Raw genomic sequence first — 19,614 nt, 5'->3', positions numbered from 1 at the left:
CAGGCACCTGGGCGAACGCGATGACCGGCCGATTCCGGCCTTCCGGTCGCCGGGTAAGGACGAGTCCGCTTCAGCCGGCATGTCACGGCAAAGATCAACGCCCCCCCAGATGCTCTGGTCGAGCTTTTGTCGCAGCAATCGCATGGTTGTTCCTCCGTTCATCGTCGATTCGTGGCTGTCGGTGCCGACAGACCTCACGCCGAGCTGCCGGAACCCTTCAACACGACCGGCGCCGGGCCACGGCCGTTGGCAGCATGTCGGATCGCCCATCGGTGGAATCCTTCCGCGGGTGGCTCCAGAGTCCGCCGCCTCGACGTCAACAAACCGATATACCGGTACGTGCGCGGCGCGATCGGCACCTCCACCGACCCGGACAACGGCCCACCATGGCGGGCCGGTAGCACCGCCACCCCCACACCCGCGGTCGCCAGACCCCGGACCGTCTCTACTTCCTCGGTTTCGAATACATACCGCGGCCGGACCCTCGCCGCGAGGAAGATGTCGTCGACGCTGCGACGCATGGCGATTCCAGGCGACAATCCCACGAAGCTCTCGTCCCGGCACTCCCGCAACCGCACGAACTCATGACGGGACAGCCGGTGCCCAGCCGACATCACCAGCACGTACGGCTCTTTGAACATCTCCACAGCCGCGACATCGGCATCGGTTGCCCGCACCACACTGAGCGCGACATCAACCGTGCCGTCGTGCAGACCGGCAACCAGCTGCTCATGAGCGGCTTGCACCAGGGTCAGACGTACCCGCGGATGATTCAGACGATAACCGCGCAACAGCTCCGGAGCACGACTCGCCCCCAAGGTACGGAGAAATCCGAACAGCACCTCTCCCTGACCAGGATCAGCGGCCTCGTAGGCACGAGCGACACCGACGGCCATCACCGTGTGAGCCGTCCGAGCGCTGTCGGCGAGAGCACGGCCGGCCGCGGTCAGCTCGACCCGCTGACCGGCCCGGCGGGTCAGCGGAGCACCCACCGTCCGGCTCAACGCCGTTATCCAACGCGTCGCCGTCGGCTGCGGCACACCCGCCGCGTCGGCCGCAGCACTCAGATGACCACGCTCAGCCATCGCCACCAGAAGGGTCAGTTTCGACATGAGGCTGGAAGCGATGGTCGCCGACGACGGCTGCACGCCCGGGCCGGAATTCATCGAGCCCCGCATCACCAGGCGTGCCTCTCGTTCCCACAATGCCTTCGCGTCGTCGTCATCGGCCCCTCCTTCGGGCAGACGACAATAACCGTGCATGCGAGGCACAGCCGGGTTTCCGCCAGCCATGACCCAGCAGATCCCCCACGCTCCTGCCTGACAGCGGATCACGCACGACGCCATCCGCGGCTTTTCGAGGGCCACACCCCCGCCCTCCGAGGCTGCGTATCGGCCGCCTCAACCCCGCTTGAGGAAACATGGAACGGAAGATATGAGCGCACAAGGCGTCTGTCCAAGACCTGTTCCGTATGCGCCCGATGCATGAAACGCATACAGCGCTACTCACTCCGATCCCGAACCACGCCCGATCTTGACCTGCGGTTGGTGCGCCACTTCACCATCGACTGGCGTCCGGTTGGGCCGCGTCAGTGCTTGTCGAGGAAGTTTTCGAGGTCACGCTCGTTCTCAACGGTCTGCATGCCGTCAGCGAGGGCCGCGCTCAATGCCTGCTCCACCTCGGGAGGTGACGGATAGACGTGGGCGAGTGCGGCCGCCTCCGTCCGCAGGTCCTCAGGGAGGCGGTCACCGGCGGTCGCGGGATCGATGGCCGCCTTGGCTGCGCGAATCTGGGACGGCAGGCGGGAGCCGATCCGATGGGCGATCTCGTCGACCACCCGATCGAGATCGGCCGCGGGGACGGCACGGGTGATCCAGCCGTACAGCTCCGCGGTCCGCGTGTCGTACAGATCGGCGGTGAGGACGGCCTCCAAGGTACGGGATCTCCCGATGGCGCGTGCCAGCAGCTGCGTACCGCCGCCGCCGGGGATGATTCCCAGTCTCCCTTCGATCTGACCGAGCCAGGTCTGGTCGGCGGCCGCATAACGGAGGTCGGCTGCCATGGCGAGTTCGTTGCCGCCTCCGCGGAGGTACCCACGGAGTTTCGCGATGGTCACCTGCGGAAGGGCACGGATACTGGCAACCAGATGCTGCAGCGGCAGCAGACCCTCGAAGCCGGTGTCCTCGCTGCTGAGCCGGGCGAAGCCGTCAGGGTCGGCGCCGTATCCGACGTCGACGTGCGCGGCGAAGAACTCCGGTACGGCGCTGTCCAGGACGATCACCTTGACCGTCTCGTCGTCGGCGACGGCGCGAACGAAACGCTTGAGGTCGGGTATGAGGACACGGTCGAGGAGGTTCAGCGGGGGGTTGTGCATCGTGGCCGTCAGAACGCTGCCCGAGCGGCTTATGCGCAAGGACTCATAGTTGTGTGCAGTCACGTTGGCCTCCTCCTGACTGCGAGACGGTGATCAGCCGATCTCGTACGGTCCGGGCTGCTGCGCCGAGGCCCACTGTTGTTCACCGATCCGCTCGCGGAGGTGGTTCATGCTGGCCTCGGCGAGTCGGCGGGCTCGGGGGAACAGGCCGCCGAGCAGCCGGCCGTCGTGTTTGAGGACACGGCCGTTGACCATGACGGTGTCGACCTCGCCGCGCTGGGCATGGAAGACCAGCTGCGATACCGGGTTGATCAGCGGCACCATCGACGGGGTGTCGGCACGCACCATGACCAAGTCGGCGAGTTTGCCCGGTGTGATCGAGCCGAGGCGTGCGCCCAGCCCGAGCGTGTCCGCGCCGCCTTGGGTGGCGAACCGCAGCACGTCGGCTGTACGCAGGTTGTTGTTGAGCACGGTTCTGTCCTGCGCGTGCGCCCGGTAGTGGTCGATGCCCCGATCGGCGTTGAGCGTCGCGCGCATGGCCGCGAACATGTCCGCGCTCCACCACACCTGGGTGTCGCTGGACAGCGACACGGGGATGCCGTGGGCGCGGATCCGGCCGGTCGGCGGGTATCCCTGCCCCGCGTTGAGCTCGCTCTCCGCGGCGATCGACACGGTGCCGCCGGAGTCGGCGATCAGCTCGTAGTTGCTTTCCGACATGGTGCCGCAGTGCACGTACGTGTTGGTCGGCAGCAGGAACCCGTTGTCGCGCAGGTTCAGGATCTGCTCGTCGGCCATCCAGTTGCGCACTCCCGAGTGCATGGTCACCGGGAGGTGGTGCGCGCGAGCGAACTCCCAGGCCGGGCGTTCCGGGAAGGCACGCTCGGTGCCGGTGCCGTCCCAAGCCAGTTGCAGGGTCACCAGCTGGTCGGTCGAGCTGAACCGCTCCCGCTGTAGCCGGGCCACGTCCCCCTTGGTCACCCACTCCTGCGGGGGCGCGAACGAATATCCGTATGCCAGCCGGGCGCGGGCCCCGGAGTCGAACAGACCCTCGGCCTCGGCAATCGCGTACTCGTAACTGCGCAAGTCCTGGGACCAGTCGACGGTCGTCGTGACGCCGGCGTCGATCGACTCCACCATGGACAGCAGCGCTGCGGCGTACAGGTCCTCGGGCCGCCAGAACGTTGCCCAGCGCTCGTAGATCCAGCCGAAGTAGTTGGCGATCGTCCATTCCGCGCCGAGTCCGCGGATCACGGTCTGCCACATGTGCCGATGGGTGTCGATCATCCCGGGCATGACGATCGCGCCGCGCCCGTCGATCACCGCGGCGTCACCGGGAGCCGAGAGGTTGCGGCCCACCGCGCGGATCGTCCGTCCGGTCACCAGAACGTCGGTGTCGTAGCGCACGCCGAGCTTGGGATCGCCGGTCACCACGGTCGCGTTCCGGAATACCACTGGGCGACCCGTCGTGAATGCGGGCGCGGGTCGCGGGGCCGCTTCCGCCCGAGCGGGAGCGGTGGCCGTGACGACCCCGCCGGTGGCTGCGGCGACACCCGCCGCCGCGCCGAGCAGGGACCGGCGCCGCAGGTGCGGGCCACCGGCCTCGGCCTTCTCCCAGTCCTTGTCCATTTCGACCTCCATCACATATCTGGTCGTGAGCTTCAGCGTGCTGTCTGTGACGTGCCGAGACGTTAAGGACCCGATCGGGCGGTGCCTAGCGTCCGCGCGTCGAGGAGCTCGGATCGCACTCCGGGCCGTGCGGGGCTACCTGGGAAGATGCGGGAGTGGCCGGCCGGAATTCACACTTGAATATGCCGCTGCGGGCGCCGTCACCACGGACGTCACTGATCCCGAGGCGATGCGCGATCTCGTGGCGGCTGCCGAGTTGGAGTTCGGCGGGCTCGACGTCATGGTCAACAACGCCGGCCCGCCGCATCGCCTGACACCGCTCGTCGACCTCGACGTTGCGACCATGGATGCGCAATTCGCCGTCACTGTGCGCAGCGTGGCGCTCGGCTGCAAGTTCGCCGTGCCGGCCGCGTTTCTCTACCTCGTCTCGGACCAGGCCGGCTTCTTGACCGGGGTCTGCCTTGACGTGGACGGCGGCCGCAGCATCCAGTGAAGGGTTTACCGCGACCTCCGCGGCGCTGCCGCCGATCTTCGCGTGCGAGGAACTGGGCTGCGCCTATGCCCGTCTGGTCGGCGAGCATCAATTCCGAGCGGGGCCGGCTCCACCGAAGTCGGGTGGACTCTGCTGGTCACGGCCGCGAACGGTCTCTGGTCACGTCCTGCTGCATTACGGCTCGGGCCGGCCTCGCTGCTGCTCGCCTCGCCCGGGTCATCCGCGGCCATCGCCGGGTACGGATGGCCACCGCGTTCCTCGCCGGACTGGCCGACTACTCGGTCCGGTGCCTCAGGCCACGCCCCCTGAACCGATGCGTTGCGGTATGCGCGAGTCGTACCGCCGCATAAGTCCTGGAGACCGCGGCTGAGAGTGCCGGTTCGGGCTCGCCGTCGAGCCGATTCCGGTGTACCGGAAACCACGACGGGCGGACCATGGCGGCATGAAACCAACGGTTGCGGTCCTGGGCACCGGGATCATGGGTACAGGTATGGCGCGGAGCCTGCTGCGTGCGGCACTTCCGGTCGTGGTGTGGAACCGCAATCCCGCACGGAGCCGGCCGTTGGCCGAGGCCGGCGCGGTGGTAGCCGGCTCGGTGGCGGTGGCCGTCGCGGAGGCGAACGTCGTGATCACGAGCCTGTTCGACGTCGAGGCCGTCGAGCAGACGGTCCGGCCGGCGCTCGGGCAGTTCTCCGACTCGGCGGTGTGGGTGCAGGCGAGCACCGTGAGCGCGAGGGATACCGAGCGGCTCGCGGACCTTGCCCGGGAGGCGGGCGTCGCGTTCGTCGATGCCCCGGTCCTGGGCACAAAGGCGCCGGCCGAGAACGGCAGGCTCGTGGTCCTGGCGTCCGGAGACCCGGCCCTGCGCGAGGCCACGGCCGAGACCTTCGCGGCGATCGGCGCGAAGACGCTATGGGTCAGCGCGGTTCCCGGCGACGCGAGCCGGCTCAAGCTGGTCCTCAACGCCTGGGTCGGAACACTGATCGGCGGGATCGCGCAGTCCGTGGCGATGGCCGAGAGCCTGGGGCTCGATCCACGGCTGTTTCTCGACGCGATCACGGGTCAGGCCGTGGACTCCCCGTACGCGCAGGCCAAGGGTCGCATGATGATCGACCGCGATTTCACCTCGGCGTTCCGGCTGGGCGGCCTGCTCAAGGACACCGGGCTCATCGTCGACACGCTTCGCGAGGCGGGGACAGACCCGGCGCTTGCCGTGGCGGTGCGGGACCGGCTTGATGCCGCGGCGGCGCGGGGACACGCGGACGAGGACATCGCCGCGGTCATCGCGTCCTATCGGGACTGACCGGCCAGGCAGGCGCCGGGCTTCGTCCGTTGCCGGCATGTTGTGCCGCCCACTGACGGAATCTCTCCGCGGCCGGCTCCAGGGTCCGTCGCGTGGAAGCCAGCAGCCCGATGTGCCGATAGGTCCGGGGCGCGATCGGCACCTCTACCGAACCGGCCAGCGGGCCGCCGTGCCGTGCCGGCAGCGCGGCCAGGCCGACGCCCGCGGTGGCCAGGCCGCGGACGGTTTCGACCTCCTCCGTCTCGAAGACGTACCGCGGCCGGACCCGCGCCGACAGGAAGAGGTCGTCGACACTGCGGCGCATGGCGATGCCCGGCGACAGCCCGACGAAGCTCTCGTCGCGGCACTCGGGCAGGCGGACGAACTCGTGCTTGGCCAGCCGGTGCTCCGCCGGCATGACCAGCACGTACGGTTCCTTGAACATCTCCACGGCGAGCACGTCGGCGTCGGTGGCGCGCACGACGCTGAGCGCGACGTCGATCGTGCCCTCGTGCAGCGCCGCGACCAGGTCCTCGTGAGCCGCCTGGACCAGGCTCAACCGCACCCGCGGATGGGCCGCGCGGTAACCGCTCAGGATCTGGGGCGCCCGGCTGACCCCGAGCGTGCGGAGGAAGCCGAAGACCACCTGTCCCTGACCGGGATCGGCAGCCTCGTGGGCGCGGGCAACGCCGATGGCCAGCACGGAGTGGGCCGTGCGGACGCTGTCAGCGAGCCGCCGGCCGGCCTGTGTCAGCTCGATCCTCTGGCCGGCGCGGCGGGTCAGCGGCACGCCCACGGTCCGGCTGAGCGCGACGATCCAACGGGTGGCGGTGGGCTGCGGCACACCGGCGGCCTCCGCGGCCGCGCTCAGGTGGCCGCGCTCGCTCATCGCGACCAGCAGCACCAGTTTGGGGATGAGGTCGGAAGCGATGCTCGCCGAGGGCGGCTGTGCACTCGTGCCGGAATTCGTCGGATCTCGCATCGGCGACCGCCCCTCCCTGTGCTGGCGCGATGATATCGCCTCGGTGATCCGCATCTGGGCGTTCGCGAGCCGGGGTCAGGTAAACACCCGGTCGCCGATCATGGGTCCGTGCGCGCTGCCGATGCCAGTGTCTACCGTGATGCCGGTGCCGCGTCGCCCGATTCCTGATTGTTCGCCAGCCTTTATGCATAAAGCCAGGAAACGGCGGTGCTCGGCCGGTCGTCCACCCCGGAGCCCACGCCTAGCGGTTCCCGTTCTCCACCCGTCCCCTGACAATTTCGACGTATCCGGCCCGTGTCAGTCAGCGAGGAAACGATGGACAACACATCCTCAGGGTTTCGATGGGAACGGGACTTCGACGGAACGGTTCTCGTCCCCGAGAAGGCGCTGTGGGGCGCGCAGACGCAGCGCGCCGTGGCAGCGTTCACGATCAGCGGACTGCGGCTTCCTCCGCTTTACATCCACGCCCTCGGTTCGCTCAAGCGCGCTGCCGCGTACGTGAATGCGGACCTCGGCCGTCTCGATGCCGGCACCGCCCGTCTGATCGCCCGGGCGGCCGGCGAGGTCGCCGACGGCCTGCTCGACGAGCATTTCCCCGTCGACGTCTTCCAGACCGGCAGCGGAACCAACACGAACATGAACGCCAACGAGGTCATCGCCAACCGAGCCAATCAGCTGTTTGGCGCACCCCTGGGAGCGCGGGCTCCCGTGCATCCCAACGACCACGTCAACCTCGGCCAGTCGTCCAACGACGTGACGCCCACGATCGTTCACCTGACCGCCCAGTGGGCCATCACGCACCGCCTGATCCCGGCCTTCGCCCGGCTCGCCGCGGCGCTGCGGAGACTCTCCACGGCCACCGACGGCATCGTCAAGACCGGCCGCACGCACCTGCAGGACGCCGTGCCGATCCGACTCGGGCAGGAGTTCGCCGGCCACGCGGGTCAGATCGAGCGGGACGCCGACCGGTTCCGCACCGTGCTGTCCGGCCTTGCCGAAGTCGCGCTCGGCGGCACCGCCGTGGGCACCGGTGTGAACACCCACCCCGCCTTCGCGGGCGGCGTGCTCGCGAGGCTGGCCGACGAGTTCGAGGTGGAGTTGCGGGAGACAGACAACCACTTCCAGGCGCAGAACAACCTGGACACGGTTGTCTTCACCTCGGGCGCGCTGCGGACCGCCGCGGCCAGCCTCTTCAAGATCGCGGACGACATCCGCTGGATGTCCAGCGGGCCACGGGCGGGCCTGGCCGAGATCGAGGTGCCCACCTTGTCGATGGCCTCGTCGATGATGCCCGGCAAAACGAACCCGATCATCGCGGAGGCGGTCGTGCAGGCCGCGGCGAAGGTGACTGGCAACGACGCCACGATCGCCCTGGCCGGCGGTCGGGGCAACTTCGAGATCACGCTGATGACGCCGGTCGTCGCGTTCACCCTGCTGGAATCGATCGACCTGCTCGCGGGCGCCGCCGCCACCTTCACCGACCACTGCGTCGCCGGAATCCGTGCCACGCCGGCCGGACCGGCGGCGGTCGAGCGGACCCTGATGATGGCGACTGCGCTCAGCCCGCGGATCGGCTACGACCGAACCGCCGCGATCGCGGACGAGGCACGGCGCACCGGCCGGACAATTCGCGAGGTGGCACGTCAGAGTACTGACCTGACCGAGAAGGAACTGTCGGTTCTGCTCGATCCGGCGCGAATGATCGGGCCGTGACGAAGGGCGGTGAAACGGTGCACGACAGCGGTCGCTGACGGCGACGTCCGGGTCAAGGCTGTGGTGACAATACTGACTTCCTCTACCATGTGCCGATGGCGGATCTCGATCTCCGACTGGTGCGGTACTTCACCGTAGTGGCCACTCATCAGCACATCGGCCGGGCCGCCGCCGAGCTGCACCTCGCGCAACCGTCCCTGAGTCGTCAGATTCAGCGGCTCGAGGACCAGCTCGGTGTGCGGCTGTTCGACCGCACCGCACACGGCAGCCACCTGACTCCGGCCGGCCGCGCCTTTCTCGTGCAGGCGAACGAGCTACTCGGGGCCGCCCGCCACGCCGTCACGAGCGCCCGGGCAGCCGCGACGTCGGGAACGATCACCATCGGCTACATGCCCGGCCTGCCGGTCACCCCGGCGGTGCGTGACCTGCGCGAGCGCCACCCCGACGCGGAGATCCACACCCGATACCTGACGTGGGAGGACACCCGGTGCCTCGCGGAGCACCGGGTCGACGTGGTGCTCGCCTGGCAGCCGTTCGTGTTCCCGATGGAGGGTTACCGCGTCACGGTGTTGTACGAGGACCCCCGGCTGCTCGTGGTTCCCACCACACACGCACTGGCCGGGCGCACGTCCGTCACCTTGGCCGACTTCGCTGACGAACCACTGGTGGAGTTCCCGATGCCCGGCGCGTCCGCGGAGTGGCGGGCCTTCTGGTGGCCGGAGCGTCCGGACGGCGGCCGGCGCCCGGTGGGCCCGACCGTGCACACCGTGCAGGACAAGTTCGAGGTGGTCGCGTGCGGCAAGGCAGTGATCATGCATCCGCGCAGCGACCAGAGCTTCCTGATCCGCCCCGACCTGACCTCGATCCCGATCGACGACTTCCCGCCCTGCCACGCCGTCATGTTGACCCGCCCCGTCGAGGACAACAGCATGGTCGACGAGTTCCGCAAGTCGGCCCTGAGCTGTCTCCCCGGCTGACAAGACGACCAAGGCCGGGGTATTAGCCACCACAGCCGCGACAGTCCCCGAGACCACCGCACACCACTTCTGCGGCCCGCGACGGCGCAGGGCCATGAGGCCATGGCCAGGTGACGGACCAGTCGCCCCCTGTGGGCGATGCGTTCTCCAGATCGCGGTTGTTTTCGCGCGTGGCAGCCGCCGGTCAGCGGACATCGAGTTTGGCATAGAGCACGCTCGCGGCGTCGCTCTGGCCGGTGACGCCCAAGGTTATGCCACCCGACCGCAGGCCGGGATCGGAAAGCGCGGCCTGCAGCCCGAGGGCGCCGTCGATCGAGACGGTCGCGTGGCTGTCGGCGACGGCGATCGCCACCTCGTGCCGGGTGCCGGGCGCGAGGGCGGTCGACGGGGCCCGGCCGATCGACTGGGGCAGTCCATTGCCGACCGAGATGAGTTCGAGCAAGTCGGCGCAGGCGGTGAGCTCGTAGCCGTACTGGTCACTGTGCCGGAACCAGATCACCGCGCACGACCGTTCCGTCGTCAGCGTCACCTGCACGGTGATCGTCTGGCTGCCCGAGAAGCGGTCGGCCGGGCCTTGGCACTGATAGGCCGAGCCGGCCGCCGACCGGGCGCGCAGGCTTCTGCCGTCGAACGCGCAGCCGCCAGTCTCCCCCGAGCTCGGGCGGAACCGGCCGGGTCCGGCCAGCGGGTCGAAGAACGAGGGACCCGGAGCCAGTAGCGTCTCGATCGATGTGGTGGTGGACGTGCGCGGCGTGGCCGACGGCTGTTTGTCGCCGATGGAGCGGGCGTAGGCGACACCGGCCCCGACGACGGTAAGCACCAGCAACGCCACGATCGTGTAGAGCATGCGGTGGATGGTGGTCCCCGGGCCCTTACGGCCCGGAGAGTTCCCCGCCCGCGTCGGCTCGGTCGAAATCAATTCGCCCAGCAGTTGCCGCGAGTCGAACCGCCCGTTGGCGTCGTTTGCGCCCGGCCCCACGCCGCCGCGGTGCGCGCCACCCGAAGAACCACCCAACGACGACCCGGCCGGCGCAAGTAGCTCGCTCAGCGAACGGGACGCGCCCGGCGAACGCGGCGCACTATCCGAACCCGGATCACCTGGCGAGCTCAACATGCCCGCCGCGCCCCGCCCGCCGGGTGGCGAGAACTCGTCGAGCAGGTGCCGACCCTCCAACGACGTGGGCAGCGGAGGCCTCGGAGCACCGGCAGCAAGGAGTCCCTGCAGGAGTTCGGTGGCAGTCGGACGCTGACGCGGGTCCTTGGAAAGGGCTCCCAGCACGAGTGGGATCAACGAGTCGGGCAGGCCCTGCACCTCGGGCTCGACGGCCAGGATGCGGGCCACCGTCGCCATCGGGGTGTCCGCGCCGAACGGGGTGCGTCCGGTGCCGGCGTAGGTGACGACGGCGCCCCAGGCGAAGATGTCGGCGGCCGGCGTGGTCTCGCCGAGCGTCGCGTCGAGCCGCTCCGGGGCCATATAGGACACCGTGCCCATCACCTGGTCGGTGCGGGTGTGCCGGCTGGTCGGGTCGAGCGCCCGCGCGATACCGAAGTCGATGACCTTGGGCAGGCCGAGCGAGAACAGCACGTTGGTCGGCTTCAGGTCGCGGTGGATCACCCCAGCGCCGTGGATGGCGGTCAGCGCGGCGGCCACCCCGACCGCGACGCTGTGCAGGTCGCCGGCCGCCATCGGGCCACGCTCGCGGACGACCTCTTGCAGGCTGGGTCCGTCGACGTAGTCGACGATCAGATAAGGCGTCTCGTGGTCGGGGTCGGCGTCGAGGACGGCCGCGGTGCAGAAAGCCGGCACTTGCAGGACCCGGTTGACCTCGCTGCGGAATCGAGCCCGGAACTCCTCCTGATCGGCATATTCCGGGCGGATCGCCTTGACCGCCACAGTCCGTCCGTCGGTCGCGCGTCCCAGATAGACCGTGCCCATGCCACCCTCGCCGAGCCGGCCCAGCAGCTGGTAGCCGCCCAGCCGCCGCGGATCGTGTGGCCTCAGAGGCCGAGTAGCCATGTTCGCGTGCTCCCGACGTTTCCGCGCTGCCCGACGGCCTGACCGACGGCGACCGGTGGGGCGCCGTCGCCGCAACGTCACTGCGAAGGCGCAATCAAGCTACAGGACCATTCCGGGACGAAGAAAGCATTACTGGGAAGTAGGAAAGCGATAAATGCGGTTCCGGTGACGACGGTGAAATGGCGCACAGACCACGGGCCGATGTCCGGCCTGGCTCGACACTGGGGCGAGATGCACGATATGCGCTTCGCGCATTAGGTCGATACGGGAACAGGTCTGGACGGGTGCCGCGGGAACTCATGACGACGAGCGGGCTGTCACGTTCACCGGCCCGGCCCGGCCCGGCTCGCGTGGGGCACTGTCGGCCGACGGCGGTCACCGCACCGAAGGCGACAGCAATCCGTGGTCCAGAATTGAAAGCGACGCACTCAACATTGAATAGGTGCAGCTCAATTGGCGTATAACCAGCCCGTCGTCGACGCCGGGGGCCGTGCTGGACGATGACATTTGATGGATTGCGCCGCATGTTTCTCTGGCAATGATCAGCGACGGCAGCATGCTTGCCGGGGCAGCACGGTGAGAACTTCCGCCACGCCTGACCTCGAACCAAGCGGATCCAGAACCCTCGAAGGGACACGCACGTTAGTCATGACTGGCGCGGACCTTGAGTTCTTCAAGCAACTTGACCAGCCCTAACAGCAACACCCGACCGCCTCGTCGAGAAACTTGGCTGGTCACGCAAGGAGTATTCGGCATTGGAGTCGGCGGCGGATCGGAGTCGCCCTCGATTGCCGGCTGCGCCGACGCGAACCTCTCCGTTGTGCCCGGCACGGCGGTCACGCAGACGGTCGATGCGAACGTGTAGGCAGGACAACCGATCGTGCGATTGACCGGGAGATTTGATGACCACACCACAAGAGATCGACCAGGCGCGCTGGGAGATCTGCCGAGACCTGGCCCGGGACGTGCTGCTCCTCGGTCCCGACGGTGCCGATCTCAAGCTAAGTTATCTGCAGGTGTTGATCGACGAGGGTCTGCCGACCACGACGGCGCCGAGGCGGGTGGTGTTCGCCGATCAAGGCTTCACCGGCCGGCTGGTCGACCGGGCGCTCGCACCTTGGGCATGGTGATCGACATCGTGCGCAAGCCGCCCGAGCAGCGCGGGTTCGAGGTCCACCGGAAACGATGGATAGTCGAACGGACTCTGGCTTGGCTGACCGCCCATCGCCGGCTGGCCCGCGACTATGAACGCGACCCGGAGGTCTCCGAGGAGTTGATCCGCTGGGCCGCGATCAACCAGATGCTGCGCCGGGTCGCCCGCGGCAAACCCGCCGAACGCCAGCAACGCCGTACCGCGTTACAAGCCCGGCCTGACATTCCTCCAAAACACTCACTCAGCGAACGGCCGGCAGAACTCAAGCGCGCCGCACACGAAGCGCGCAGCCACGGGGCGGGCATACGGTATCGAGTTCTCGTCGACCTCTTGTATACCCGCCACGTCTCCCACGCCGTGGACCGCGAACCATTCGACCCCGTGAGAGTGGGCCGCCGTGGCGACCCCGGCGGCCTCCATCTCCACGGCGAGAACGTGCTCCAGCGCTAAACAGCCGTGCCGTCTCCGCCGCGGTGCCGTCGGTCACCCGCCGCAGGGTACCGATCACGTGCGGGAATCCGGCCACGTGGGAAGCCGTGCTCAGGTGGATGACCTCGGCCGCGGCGACCTCGCTGCTCAGCACCGTCTCGCAGGCCGACAGGAACACCAGTTCGCCGTGCGGCGCCCGGTCGGCCAGCAGACTCCGTACGGTCAGACGCCGTCGTCCAGGTGCAGCGCACTGTCCCCCGGGGTGGCCGGGTAGCTCGTCGCGTGACGGGCGACGGGCAGCCACCGGCTGGTGCGCAGGGCGGCCGGTACAGCATCGGGCGGCCGCAGCCGGTGGACACCGTGTTGTCGTTGCCACCCGAGCGGCCCGGATCGTGCGCGCGTCGGACGCCCGCAGCCGCTGTCAGGAACTCGCACAGGACGTGGCAGCTGTGCTCCGCTGGACATCGAGGGCAGAACTCGACACAACGCCGGCCGAGGTCGCCGAACGCCTGCTGGTGCCCGAAGCGCAGCTGCGCGACGTCCTGGACTACGCGGAACAGACCGGAATGCTGCACATCGACAGCCGGCCCAGCCTGCGGCTAGCCAGCGGCTCCGTGCAACGCTATGCCCACTCCGACCAAACGGCGATCTGGCTTGACGAGTAGCTCGGCGAGTACGTCAAAGCCTCCCTCTAGGAAATCGCCACCGCTCTCGCCGGACTCACCGGCGAACCACACTCTCTCGCCGAACCCCGACACCAGCCTGCTGGCTGCCGAACAGGTGCGGTCGGCAGAGGAAGGGCATGGCGACGTCTGACGCCGACTATCGCGGGATTGAGCGTTTGCCGGTGCGGTCGTGGTATTCGTTGCGGGCGGTGAGGACGTCCCCGATGTGCTGCACCGACCAATCCGAGAGCGCCTTCAACGGACCTCGCAGCGTCTGCCCGAGCGGTGTCAGCTCGTATTCCACGCGGATCGGCGCCTCCGGGTACACCGTTCGCAGAACCAGTCCGTCACGCTCGAGCGTCCGCAGGGTTTGGGTGAGCATCTTCTCACTCACTCCCGCGAGTTGTTGCCGCAGCTCGGTAAACCGGCACGCCCCGTTGCGGCCGAGCTCGCCGATCACGAGCACCGCCCACTTGCTGCCGATCTGGTCGAGCACGTCACGTGAGGGGCAGCCGCGTGTGTACGGGTCCCATGCGGATATGGGCTCGATCACATCGTCGGTGGTGGCCACGAACGTCACCTCGAAACTCTCGTCGGGGTGGCCAGCTTACCTCGAAGTCAGTACTTACCAAAAGAGAGTGACCAGGTAATCATGGCTTGCGTACCGCGGAAAAGTCCGCGGCAGGAAGAGGGAAATCCCATGTCGATCGTCGTCACCGCCGCCTCCTCGCATCTGGGCCGGCACACCGTCGAGGCACTATTGACCCGCGGCGTGCCTGCCTCCGACATCGTCGCGACCAGCCGCGACCTCAGCAAGATCAAAGACCTCGCCGATCGCGGCATCGTGGTCCGCCGGGCCGACTTCGCGCAGCCGGACAGCCTCCCCGCCGCGTTCGAGGGCGTGGAGAAGCTCCTGCTGATCTCGACCACGGACGTGGACGAGCGCGTCGCCAATCACCGCCGCGCCATCGACGCCGCGGTGGCGGCAGGAGCGTCGCTGGTCGCATACACGAGCATGCTGCACGCCGACACGGCTACCTCGATCCTCGGCGTCACCCACTACGCCACCGAGCAGGACCTACGCGACCGCGTCCCCAGCGTCATGCTGCGCAACGGCTGGTACCTGGAGAACTACACCGCCCAACTCCCGCAGGTGCTGCGCAGCGGAGCCTTGGCCGGGGCGACCGGCCAGGGCAGGATCAGCGCCGCGACCCGCGCCGACTACGCCGCCGCCGCCGCGGCCGTGCTCACCACCGACGGTCACGCCGGCCAGGCATACGAACTGGGCGGAGATGAGGCGTTCACCCTGGCCGAACTGGCCGCCACGATGTCAGCCGTCACCGGGAAGCAGATCGCCAACATCGACCTGCCGGCCGACAAGTTCACCCAGGCGTTCACCGACGCCGGCTTGCCCGCGGCACTGGCCCGCGTCCTCGTCGACGCCGACCTCGCCATGGGCCGCGGCGAGTTGTTCACCGACTCCGGCGACCTCAAGCGACTGATCGCACGACCGACCACGACTCCGGCCGAAGCGATCACCGCCGCACTCAACTGACCGGCCTTCACGAACCTTCCAGATCCCTTGTTTTCCGGGCACGTCACCGAGGAAAGCCCTTCACGATGTCCACCGGGAGCCTTGTTTCCTCCTACGTCGTTCCCGGCACCGGCGAGCCGACGCTCGCCACCGGTGAGACCCGCCGGATCGAGACACCGGCCCTGCCCAGCGCCGACGGGATCGTGCGGCAAGGAAACAACCTCTCCATCGCCCGTACTGTGAAACAACTAGGCGCGCGTGGGCCGGGTCAATGGATTCGCTCGGGCGGCGGCCAGAGCACGAGGCGTGTCGAGAACCGCAATCGCGTGCACGGGCCGGACGCAGCAGAAACCTCACTGTGCGCGGGAATCGTCGGTGCGGCAAGGGCTGGCTCCAGCGGACCTTCGGGGCAGATCTTGAGCCGTCATAACCGACAATTGGATCATTCAGCGTAAGAGCTAACTCCTCCTGTGCCAGTTTGAAGCCCACATCGCCAAACAGGAGAACCCATGTCGAAAATCATCGTGGCAGCGCCCCCGGTACCGGGAGAGTTCGGGCCAATGCTCACTCTGGCTCAAGCGCTCGCCGCCCGTGGCCATCAAGTTACGGTCCTGTCGGGCAGCACGTTCCGGGTCGTAACCGAGGCCGCCGGGCTCGCGTTCGCGCCGCTCGCAGGAGAGGCTGACTACGATATCCGGGAAGTGGTCGCCGAGCGTGAGGCGCTGGGGCTGCCGCCGGGTCCAGCGCAGTTGAACTACGACTGGATTCGCGCGTTCGCCAACCCGATGGGCGAGGAGCACCGGGCGCTGCAGGCCTTGCTCGAAGAGGACCCGGACCAATACCTGATCTGCAACGTATTGTTCTTGGGCGCGATGCCGGTGAAGTTCGGCGCAGCGGGTCGGCGGCCGGTCAAATGGGTCGGCGTCAGCGTGGCCCCCCTGGCAGTCAGCAGCGACGATTCCACCTTCTTCGGCCCGATCCCGTCGGCCGACCCGGAGGCAGCCAAGGCCGCTAACCGGGCCGGCAACGCTGAACTCGCCGCAGCCCTCGAGCCGGCCCGCGACCGGGTGGCTACGTTGCTGCGGGAGTTGGGGGCGACGGAGCCGATCACCGCCTCGTTCGTGGACGTGCCATACACGACGCCCGACGCTACCGCCGTACTGAGCGTGCCTGGTTTCGAATTTCACCGCAGCGACCTGCCGGCCACCATTCACCTGGTGGGCACGCTCCCGCCGCAGCAGACCGCCGACTGGGAGCCGCCGGGGTGGTGGTCCGACCTGGACGGTTCACGCCCGGTGGTGATCGTCACGCAGGGCACGTTGGCCAACCACGATCTTTCGCAGCTGGTCGAGCCAACGCTTGCCGGTCTGGCCGACAAGGACGTCACGGTGGTGGCCGCGTTGGGTGGCGCGGATCCCGCGTCGCTGTCGATCCCGGTGCCCGACAACGCTCGCGTGGCGGACTACATCCCGTTCGAGGCTCTCCTTCCCAAGGCGAGCGTCCTGGTTACCAACGGAGGCGCAGGTGGAACGCACCAAGCATTGGCGGCCGGAATCCCGGTGATCGTCGCCGGGCAGAGCGAGGACAAGCCTGCTAACGCCGCCCGGGTCGCCTATCACCGGCTCGGCATCAACTTGGACACCGCGAGCCCGACGCCGCAAGCTGTGGCCGAGGCCACTGCGGCCGTTTTGGGCGACCACGAGATTCGGGACAACGTGGCGCAGCTCGCGAAGGTCTACGCCGAGCATGACGCCGTCACAGCGATCGAACGCCTCGCCCTGGGCTGATCCGCCGCCCTCCGCCGGGACCCGCCCGCGCATACCCAGCCCGGCGGAGGATTGCCGCCCCAACCAGGGCGGGTTTCATAAGTTGCACTGCCGGGTCGAGGTCACGGTGTGGCGGTCATCGATACACGACGAGGTCTCCGAAGCGGTGACGGGGCGGCACGACCTCACCGACGCGCGAGGGGCGCACAGCTTGCCCGGCTGCTGCCTGCCGCGTCGGCCAAAGGCTGCGAACCGTCAGCACGGCTTCTCGAGAGGCGCAGATTCACAGGCCGAGTTCCTTCAGTCGCTCCTCGGTGAGGGAGTGAACCCGAGCTGTGAAGGTTGCGTCGCGGGACTGCTTCGACGATCTCGTAGGCGCCTCCCTCGTAGAGGCCTCCGGTCGGACGGGTGACCTCGGAATCGAGGGCGTGAAGCACACTTCGTCCGGCGGCTTTCTCCGGAGTTGCGACCAGCGGCGGCGCCACCGGTCGGATGATGCGGTCGAGAACTGCCGGGAAACCGCTGGCCATGCGCGCCGGCCCCGAGTTCCTGAAGCACTCGTGCGGGATGACTAATGCGATGTTGCCAATGTCCGGCCGAGGAAATCCGCCACGATGCCTACGGTTTCCTGAGGCGCTTCGTAAAGCATGCCGTGCGAAGCGTCGATCGGGCGGAGCTCGATGGAGGGCTGAGCTCCAGCGAGGGCGTGGAGATCTCGCCACAAGCCGGCGCGAAACGCTGCCGTCAGCGGTTCCCATTCCGCCGGTACGTGAGGTCCGCTGGATTCCGCCACCACCATGAGGAACGGCACGCTGAGACCCTGCAACGAGGTGAAGTTGTCGGCAGCAATGGCGGCGCGTGCCGCTGCGGATGCCGCCGCCTGGGCGGACCGCAGGCGCGACTCGTGCTGGGCGAACGCCGCGTCGAACCACGCCGTGAAGCCGTCAGACAGTGCCACCACGTCGTCGTCCGTATCAGTGCCGAGGTCGCTGGTTTGCGTCCCGGCCACACGGTGGCCGTCGAGGCTGGCCGCAGCCGGACAATCGAGGTGACGACGGGTCCAACGGGCTGCCAGCAAACCCCCCACGGAGTGCCCGACCATGGCCGGTCGCGCCATGCCCAGGGCGGCGACCACCGCCTCCAGGTCGTCGAGCACCTCTTCCCAGCTCCAGAGGCCGTCGCCCGACTCGCCATGCCCCCGCAGATCGACAGCCACCGTGCGATAGCTTTCGGCGAGCGGCGGTCCGACAGCGTCCCACGATGTCCGGTCCGCACCGGCGCCATGCAGCAGCACGAGCGGATGACCGCTGCCGCCGTAGTCGCGATATCGCAGCGGAACTTCGCCCGCGTTGATGGTTTGGTCGGTGACCACGCTCAGGCTGCCACTTCGTGCGAGTGTGCACTACCGAAGTAGTCGGGAAGCGTGAATGTATCGGCCGCGGTCTTCGAAAAGCGGTCGAAGAGCGCAAGCTTCTGCACCGGCCGGCTGCCGAGCACCCGGACAGCCGTACGCAGAACCGCCAGTCCGGCCCGGCCGCTCGGGTAGGCCAGGCCGACCCCGCCGGGCGGCAGCTTCTGCGCTCGCTCGACGTAGGGTCGCAATCGACGCTCGTAGGCGTCGTATGCCGTGGGTAGATCACTGGCGGTGGACAGTTCGCCCGCGAGAACGTAGGCGCCGACCAGGGCGAGGCTGGTGCTCATCCCACTCAGCGGCGAGGCACAGTAGGCGGCGTCGCCGATCAGCCCGATCCGCCCCTCGTTCCACTTGGGTAGGCGAACCTGGCCGATGGCGTCGAAGTAATAGGGCGCGTCGAGCCCGTCCAGGACCCTGGAAGCCATCCAACCGGCATCGGAGAAGGTGCTGCGCAGCAAGGCGGTCACCTGCGGCTCAGGCAGAGTCTCCAACCCGCGCCTGTTGCTGGTGAAGCTCAGCACGGCGCGCGTCGTCCCCAGGTTGTCCGGCCGAGTCATCACGACCCGCGAGCCGGGCGCGTTGTACCAGCGCCAGTAGTCGTTGTCGTCGTCGGTGCGCGGGATGGTCAGGTACGCGGTGTACAGACCCACGCGCGAGATGTCGGCGTCAGGCATCACCATCCGTCGCGTTCGGGAGGTGAGACCCTCAGCGATCACGACGACATCGAAGGACCGCTGGGGTGAGTTCGCGAACGAAACCTCGACATGAGTGCCGACGTCCTCAAGATTGGTGATCTGATCGCCGAATACGTACTCCGTCTCGTTCCGTGTTCCCTCGTACAGGATCCGGGACAGCTCGCCCCGAAGGATCTCGAGCTCGGCCGTCGCACCGTCCACCTTGGTGGCCGAACGGGGGAACACCGCCAGCGACCGGCCGCGGCCGTCGACGAATTCAGTGCCCTCCTCTCCGGTCCGGGAGGCGAGCATCGCCTCTTCGAGTCCCATCCGACGGACAACCTCGCGGGCCGCCCCACGAACATCGATGTTGTGGCCCGCGTCGCGCAGCTGGTCGAACCGTTCCACGACGGTCGTATGCCAGCCGGCACGATTGAGCCAGAAGGCCAAAGCCGGACCGGCGATGCTGGCGCCGGAGATCAGAATGCTGGGTGCAGACATGGCAGCTCGAATCC

At 68.2% G+C, this 19,614-nt stretch carries 17 protein-coding genes and 2 pseudogenes; 9 read left to right on the top strand and 10 right to left on the bottom strand.

The window, feature by feature from the left end:
- Positions 1 to 194 precede the first annotated feature (194 nt).
- From KXC43_RS36170 to KXC43_RS36160, 3 genes are all read right to left on the bottom strand, one after another.
- The gene (locus KXC43_RS36170) at positions 195 to 1,367 is read right to left on the bottom strand and encodes a LysR family transcriptional regulator (protein ID WP_221380721.1); all 1,173 of its coding nucleotides are present in this window, start codon (positions 1,365 to 1,367) and stop codon (positions 195 to 197) included.
- Positions 1,368 to 1,588: 221 nt separating this feature from the next.
- A complete protein-coding gene (locus KXC43_RS36165) occupies positions 1,589 to 2,437 on the bottom strand; it encodes an enoyl-CoA hydratase/isomerase family protein (protein WP_221380720.1) in 849 nt (282 codons plus the stop codon).
- Between the two features lie 30 nt (positions 2,438 to 2,467).
- Positions 2,468 to 4,000 carry an amidohydrolase family protein gene (locus KXC43_RS36160; protein ID WP_221380719.1) on the bottom strand — a complete coding sequence of 511 codons (1,533 nt, stop codon included), beginning with the start codon at positions 3,998 to 4,000 and terminating at the stop codon, positions 2,468 to 2,470.
- Between KXC43_RS36160 and KXC43_RS36155 the strand changes: the two genes are divergently transcribed.
- Together KXC43_RS36155 and KXC43_RS36150 are read left to right on the top strand one after the other, a co-directional pair.
- Entirely contained in the window at positions 3,888 to 4,493 is a 606-nt protein-coding gene (locus tag KXC43_RS36155; protein ID WP_308129418.1) for an SDR family oxidoreductase, read from the top strand. The genes KXC43_RS36160 and KXC43_RS36155 overlap by 113 nt on opposite strands.
- A gap of 442 nt (positions 4,494 to 4,935) precedes the next feature.
- Positions 4,936 to 5,796, top strand: coding sequence for an NAD(P)-dependent oxidoreductase (locus KXC43_RS36150; RefSeq protein ID WP_221380717.1), 861 nt, complete (start codon positions 4,936 to 4,938; stop codon positions 5,794 to 5,796).
- On the opposite strand, the gene KXC43_RS36145 is transcribed toward KXC43_RS36150, so the two are convergent.
- On the bottom strand, positions 5,774 to 6,757 hold the full coding sequence (locus tag KXC43_RS36145; protein ID WP_221380716.1) for a LysR family transcriptional regulator: 984 nt from the start codon (positions 6,755 to 6,757) through the stop codon (positions 5,774 to 5,776). The two genes, KXC43_RS36150 and KXC43_RS36145, sit on opposite strands and share 23 nt — an antisense overlap.
- Positions 6,758 to 7,072: 315 nt before the next feature.
- Here KXC43_RS36145 and KXC43_RS36140 point away from each other — a divergent pair, with 315 nt between their 5' ends.
- Positions 7,073 to 8,470: a class II fumarate hydratase gene (locus tag KXC43_RS36140; protein WP_221380715.1), complete on the top strand. Its 1,398-nt coding sequence runs from the start codon at positions 7,073 to 7,075 to the stop codon at positions 8,468 to 8,470.
- Positions 8,471 to 8,565: 95 nt separating this feature from the next.
- The gene (locus KXC43_RS36135) at positions 8,566 to 9,447 is read left to right on the top strand and encodes a LysR family transcriptional regulator (RefSeq protein WP_221380714.1); all 882 of its coding nucleotides are present in this window, start codon (positions 8,566 to 8,568) and stop codon (positions 9,445 to 9,447) included.
- 184 nt (positions 9,448 to 9,631) lie between these two features.
- Here the strand turns inward: KXC43_RS36135 and KXC43_RS36130 are convergent, their stop codons facing one another.
- The gene (locus KXC43_RS36130) at positions 9,632 to 11,464 is read right to left on the bottom strand and encodes a serine/threonine-protein kinase (protein WP_221380713.1); all 1,833 of its coding nucleotides are present in this window, start codon (positions 11,462 to 11,464) and stop codon (positions 9,632 to 9,634) included.
- Positions 11,465 to 12,522: 1,058 nt separating this feature from the next.
- Here KXC43_RS36130 and KXC43_RS51675 point away from each other — a divergent pair.
- Positions 12,523 to 12,785, top strand: a pseudogene (locus KXC43_RS51675) (transposase); the annotation flags it as partial.
- Positions 12,786 to 12,854: 69 nt separating this feature from the next.
- On the opposite strand, the gene KXC43_RS53335 reads toward KXC43_RS51675, so the two are convergent.
- A complete protein-coding gene (locus KXC43_RS53335; protein WP_369076972.1) occupies positions 12,855 to 13,037 on the bottom strand; it encodes a hypothetical protein in 183 nt (60 codons plus the stop codon).
- A gap of 40 nt (positions 13,038 to 13,077) precedes the next feature.
- Positions 13,078 to 13,350, bottom strand: a pseudogene (locus KXC43_RS53330) (CHAT domain-containing protein); the annotation flags it as partial.
- Positions 13,351 to 13,438: 88 nt separating this feature from the next.
- Between KXC43_RS53330 and KXC43_RS36115 the strand changes: the two are divergent.
- Positions 13,439 to 13,711 carry a hypothetical protein gene (locus KXC43_RS36115; RefSeq protein WP_221380710.1) on the top strand — a complete coding sequence of 91 codons (273 nt, stop codon included), beginning with the start codon at positions 13,439 to 13,441 and terminating at the stop codon, positions 13,709 to 13,711.
- 157 nt (positions 13,712 to 13,868) lie between these two features.
- On the opposite strand, the gene KXC43_RS36110 is transcribed toward KXC43_RS36115, so the two are convergent.
- A complete protein-coding gene (locus KXC43_RS36110; protein ID WP_438870935.1) occupies positions 13,869 to 14,291 on the bottom strand; it encodes a winged helix-turn-helix transcriptional regulator in 423 nt (140 codons plus the stop codon).
- A gap of 120 nt (positions 14,292 to 14,411) precedes the next feature.
- On the opposite strand from KXC43_RS36110, the gene KXC43_RS36105 reads away from it, so the two are divergent.
- From KXC43_RS36105 to KXC43_RS36095, 3 genes are all read left to right on the top strand, one after another.
- Positions 14,412 to 15,266 carry an NmrA family NAD(P)-binding protein gene (locus tag KXC43_RS36105; RefSeq protein WP_221380708.1) on the top strand — a complete coding sequence of 285 codons (855 nt, stop codon included), beginning with the start codon at positions 14,412 to 14,414 and terminating at the stop codon, positions 15,264 to 15,266.
- 65 nt (positions 15,267 to 15,331) lie between these two features.
- A complete protein-coding gene (locus KXC43_RS36100; RefSeq protein WP_221380707.1) occupies positions 15,332 to 15,700 on the top strand; it encodes a hypothetical protein in 369 nt (122 codons plus the stop codon).
- A gap of 54 nt (positions 15,701 to 15,754) precedes the next feature.
- Positions 15,755 to 17,032, top strand: coding sequence for a glycosyltransferase (locus tag KXC43_RS36095; protein ID WP_221380706.1), 1,278 nt, complete (start codon positions 15,755 to 15,757; stop codon positions 17,030 to 17,032).
- 550 nt (positions 17,033 to 17,582) lie between these two features.
- Here KXC43_RS36095 and KXC43_RS36090 read toward each other — a convergent pair.
- Both KXC43_RS36090 and KXC43_RS36085 read right to left on the bottom strand, forming a co-directional pair.
- Complete coding sequence (locus tag KXC43_RS36090) at positions 17,583 to 18,383, bottom strand: alpha/beta fold hydrolase (protein WP_221380705.1); 801 nt, start codon at positions 18,381 to 18,383, stop codon at positions 17,583 to 17,585.
- 2 nt (positions 18,384 to 18,385) lie between these two features.
- Positions 18,386 to 19,600, bottom strand: a complete 1,215-nt coding sequence (locus KXC43_RS36085; protein ID WP_221380704.1) for an FAD-dependent monooxygenase — start codon at positions 19,598 to 19,600, stop codon at positions 18,386 to 18,388.
- Between the last annotated feature and the right edge of the window lie 14 nt (positions 19,601 to 19,614).

It is taken from the genome of Paractinoplanes polyasparticus (genome assembly GCF_019710575.1).
In the GTDB taxonomy this organism is placed as follows: Bacteria; Actinomycetota; Actinomycetes; order Mycobacteriales; family Micromonosporaceae; genus Actinoplanes; species Actinoplanes polyasparticus.
The sequence above is the reverse complement of the archived record's forward strand: the minus strand, read 5'-3'. Positions and strand labels throughout refer to the sequence as shown.

Excerpts from the sequence above, each read along its gene's own strand:
- KXC43_RS36100 (WP_221380707.1), top strand. The coding sequence starts at position 15,332 with ATGTCCACCGGGAGCCTTGTTTCCTCCTACGTCGTTCCCGGCACCGGC.
- KXC43_RS36145 (WP_221380716.1), bottom strand. The coding sequence starts at position 6,757 with ATGCGAGATCCGACGAATTCCGGCACGAGTGCACAGCCGCCCTCGGCG.
- KXC43_RS36160 (WP_221380719.1), bottom strand. The coding sequence starts at position 4,000 with ATGGACAAGGACTGGGAGAAGGCCGAGGCCGGTGGCCCGCACCTGCGG.
- KXC43_RS36105 (WP_221380708.1), top strand. The coding sequence starts at position 14,412 with ATGTCGATCGTCGTCACCGCCGCCTCCTCGCATCTGGGCCGGCACACC.
- KXC43_RS36135 (WP_221380714.1), top strand. The coding sequence starts at position 8,566 with ATGGCGGATCTCGATCTCCGACTGGTGCGGTACTTCACCGTAGTGGCC.
- KXC43_RS53335 (WP_369076972.1), bottom strand. The coding sequence starts at position 13,037 with ATGGAGGCCGCCGGGGTCGCCACGGCGGCCCACTCTCACGGGGTCGAA.
- KXC43_RS36095 (WP_221380706.1), top strand. The coding sequence starts at position 15,755 with ATGTCGAAAATCATCGTGGCAGCGCCCCCGGTACCGGGAGAGTTCGGG.
- KXC43_RS36150 (WP_221380717.1), top strand. The coding sequence starts at position 4,936 with ATGAAACCAACGGTTGCGGTCCTGGGCACCGGGATCATGGGTACAGGT.
- KXC43_RS36130 (WP_221380713.1), bottom strand. The coding sequence starts at position 11,464 with ATGGCTACTCGGCCTCTGAGGCCACACGATCCGCGGCGGCTGGGCGGC.
- KXC43_RS36085 (WP_221380704.1), bottom strand. The coding sequence starts at position 19,600 with ATGTCTGCACCCAGCATTCTGATCTCCGGCGCCAGCATCGCCGGTCCG.
- KXC43_RS36140 (WP_221380715.1), top strand. The coding sequence starts at position 7,073 with ATGGACAACACATCCTCAGGGTTTCGATGGGAACGGGACTTCGACGGA.